General features: G+C 66.4%; 3 protein-coding genes and 1 tRNA gene. All 4 read left to right on the top strand.

The window, feature by feature from the left end; all coding sequences use genetic code 11:
• Positions 1 to 104 precede the first annotated feature (104 nt).
• The 4 genes from AACZ35_RS13800 to AACZ35_RS13785 all read left to right on the top strand — a co-directional run bounded on the left by AACZ35_RS13800 (position 105) and on the right by AACZ35_RS13785 (position 2673).
• The gene (locus AACZ35_RS13800; protein ID WP_339830263.1) at positions 105 to 785 is read left to right on the top strand and encodes a 50S ribosomal protein L25/general stress protein Ctc; all 681 of its coding nucleotides are present in this window, start codon (positions 105 to 107) and stop codon (positions 783 to 785) included.
• A 41-nt stretch (positions 786 to 826) separates the two neighbouring features.
• Positions 827 to 1408 carry an aminoacyl-tRNA hydrolase gene (gene pth, locus AACZ35_RS13795; protein ID WP_339830261.1) on the top strand — a complete coding sequence of 194 codons (582 nt, stop codon included), beginning with the start codon at positions 827 to 829 and terminating at the stop codon, positions 1406 to 1408.
• 15 nt (positions 1409 to 1423) lie between these two features.
• Positions 1424 to 2515: a redox-regulated ATPase YchF gene (gene ychF / locus AACZ35_RS13790; RefSeq protein ID WP_339830259.1), complete on the top strand. Its 1092-nt coding sequence runs from the start codon at positions 1424 to 1426 to the stop codon at positions 2513 to 2515.
• A 72-nt stretch (positions 2516 to 2587) separates the two neighbouring features.
• Positions 2588 to 2673: transfer RNA gene (locus AACZ35_RS13785), tRNA-Tyr, on the top strand.
• Positions 2674 to 2730 lie beyond the last annotated feature (57 nt).

The following is a 2730-nucleotide window of genomic DNA, read 5'->3' as shown; positions in this document are numbered from 1 at the left end:
GTCGCGCCGATGCCCGATTCCCGGAACGGGAACGACGCGGGGCCTGGTCGCGGGCAACGCGGAACGCGTCGAAAGGCGCATCACCTGAAGAAGGCAACACCAACATGGCTACCAATCACAATCTCACGGCCACCGGCCGCAAGGACGAGGGCAAGGGTGCGAGCCGCCGCCTCCGTCGCAGCGGTCACGTGCCGGCCATCGTTTATGGCGGTCACCAGGACCCCATGAGCGTCCAGATCGAACACAACCACCTGTGGATCGCCAGCCAGAACGAATGGTTCTATTCGGCCATCCTCGACCTGGCCATCGACGGCAAGGTCGAGAAGGTGCTGCTGCGTGACATGCAGCGCCATCCGTTCAAGCAGCAGATCCTGCACCTGGATTTCCTGCGCGTCTCCGAGAACGAAGCCCTGCGCGCCAAGGTGCCGCTGCACTTCGTGAACCAGGAAGTCTCCCCGGCCGGCAAGTCGGCGGGCGTCGTGGTCACCCACGAGCTCAACGAAGTCGAAGTCAGCTGCCTGCCCAAGGACCTGCCGGAGTTCCTGGAAATCGACCTGTCCGAACTGGTCGTCGGCGACATCGTGCACCTCTCGCAGATCAAGCTGCCCAAGGGCGTCACCATCCCGGCCCTGGCCCACGGCAAGGAACATGACCTGGCGATCGTCATCGCCCGCCATGCCCGCGTCGAAGTCGAGGAAGAGGCGGAAGCCGCGCCCGAGTCGGCCGACGTGCCGGCCGCCAAGGTCGCCAAGCCGGAAGCCGGCGACGCGGCGAAGAAGAAGTAATCCCCTTCGCCGCCCCGGCTCGGCGATCGAGGACCGCATCCGTGTCATCGCTACGACTCATCGTCGGCCTGGGCAATCCCGGTGCCGAACACGCCCGGACCCGGCATAACGCCGGGTTCTGGTTTCTGGACGCCCTGGCCGCGCAGGCCGGGGCGCGTTTCGGCCTGGAATCGAAGCTGCACGGCGAAACCGCCAAAGTCGAAATCGCCGGCCACAGCGTCTGGCTGCTGCGCCCGGCCACCTTCATGAACGCGTCCGGCCGGTCCGTCGCCGCGGCGCTGCGCTATTTCAAGATCGAACCCGAACAGGCCCTGCTGGCCCACGACGACCTGGACCTGGCCCCCGGCCTGGCCCGGCTCAAGTTCGACGGCGGCCACGGCGGGCAGAACGGCATCCGCGACACCATGCAGCACCTGGGCCACGGCAAGTTCCATCGCCTGCGCCTGGGCATCGGCCATCCCGGCCACAAGGACAAGGTCACCCCCTGGGTGCTGGGCAAGCCCGGCAAGGACGACGAGGCGAGCATCCTGCGCGCCATCGACGACGCCCTGGCGGTGATGCCGCTGGCGGTGGCCGGGGAGTTCCCCGAGGCCATGAAACGCCTGCACACCCCAAAACCCTGAGGAAACACCCCCACCATGGGCATCAAATGCGGCATCGTCGGCCTGCCCAACGTCGGCAAGTCCACCCTGTTCAACGCGCTCACCAAGGCCGGCATCGCCGCGGCCAACTTCCCGTTCTGCACCATCGAGCCCAATACGGGCGTGGTGCCGGTGCCGGACCCGCGCCTGACCCAGCTGGCCGAGATCGTCAAGCCGCAGAAGGTCATCCCGACCTCCTTCGAGTTCGTGGACATCGCCGGCCTGGTTGCCGGTGCCAGCAAGGGCGAGGGCCTGGGCAACAAGTTCCTGGCCCATATCCGCGAGGTCGACGCCATCGCCCACGTGGTGCGCTGCTTCGAGCACACCGACATCGTTCACGTGGCCGGCAAGGTCGACCCAATCTCGGACATCGAGACCATCGACACCGAACTGGCCCTGGCCGACCTGGATTCCGTCGAAAAGGCGCTTAACCGCGCCGAACGTGAGGCCAAGACCGGCAATAAGGACGCTATCGCCCGCAAAGAGGTGCTGGCGCGCGTGCGCGCCGGCCTCGACCAGGGCCAGCCGGCCCGCGCCCTGGGCCTGTCGGCGGAGGACAAGGCGGTGGTGCGCGACCTGTTCCTGCTGACCCTCAAGCCGGTCATGTACGTGTGCAACGTGCTCGAGGACGGCTTCGAGAACAACCCGATGCTGGACCTGGTCCGGGCCCGGGCCGAGAAGGAGGGCGCCCAGGTGGTGCCGGTCAGCGCGGCCATCGAAGAAGAAATGTCCCAGCTCGAGGACGCCGACCGCGCCGAATTCCTGGCCGAGATGGGTCTTGAAGAGCCGGGCCTGAACCGCGTCATCCGCGCCGGCTACGCCCTGCTGGGCATGCAGACCTACTTCACCGCCGGCGTGAAGGAAGTCCGGGCCTGGCAGGTGCACAAGGGCGCCACGGCCCCGCAGGCGGCTGCCGTCATCCACACCGACTTCGAAAAGGGCTTCATCCGGGCCGAAACCATCGCTTTCGACGATTTCATCAAGTACCGGGGCGAATCCGGGGCCCGCGACGCCGGGCGCCTGCGCCTGGAGGGCAAGGAATACGTGGTGCAGGAGGGTGACGTCCTGCATTTTCGCTTCAACGTGTGAGTCCCGGGAAATTAGTGTGCCAAGGGCGTTGACATTTAGGCGCCGCGCCCTGAAAATTACGGGCTCCCTGACGGAGGGATACCCAAGCGGCCAACGGGGGCAGACTGTAAATCTGCTGGCTTACGCCTTCGGTGGTTCGAATCCACCTCCCTCCACCACTCCGCAGGGCCGGTACATCGGTTCCGCAGGGCGGGAGTAGTTCAATGGTAGAACCT

Origin of the sequence: uncultured Arenimonas sp. (assembly GCF_963976025.1) — a bacterium.
Lineage (GTDB): Bacteria > Pseudomonadota > Gammaproteobacteria > Xanthomonadales > Xanthomonadaceae > Arenimonas.
The sequence above is the reverse complement of the archived record's forward strand: the minus strand, read 5'-3'. Positions and strand labels throughout refer to the sequence as shown.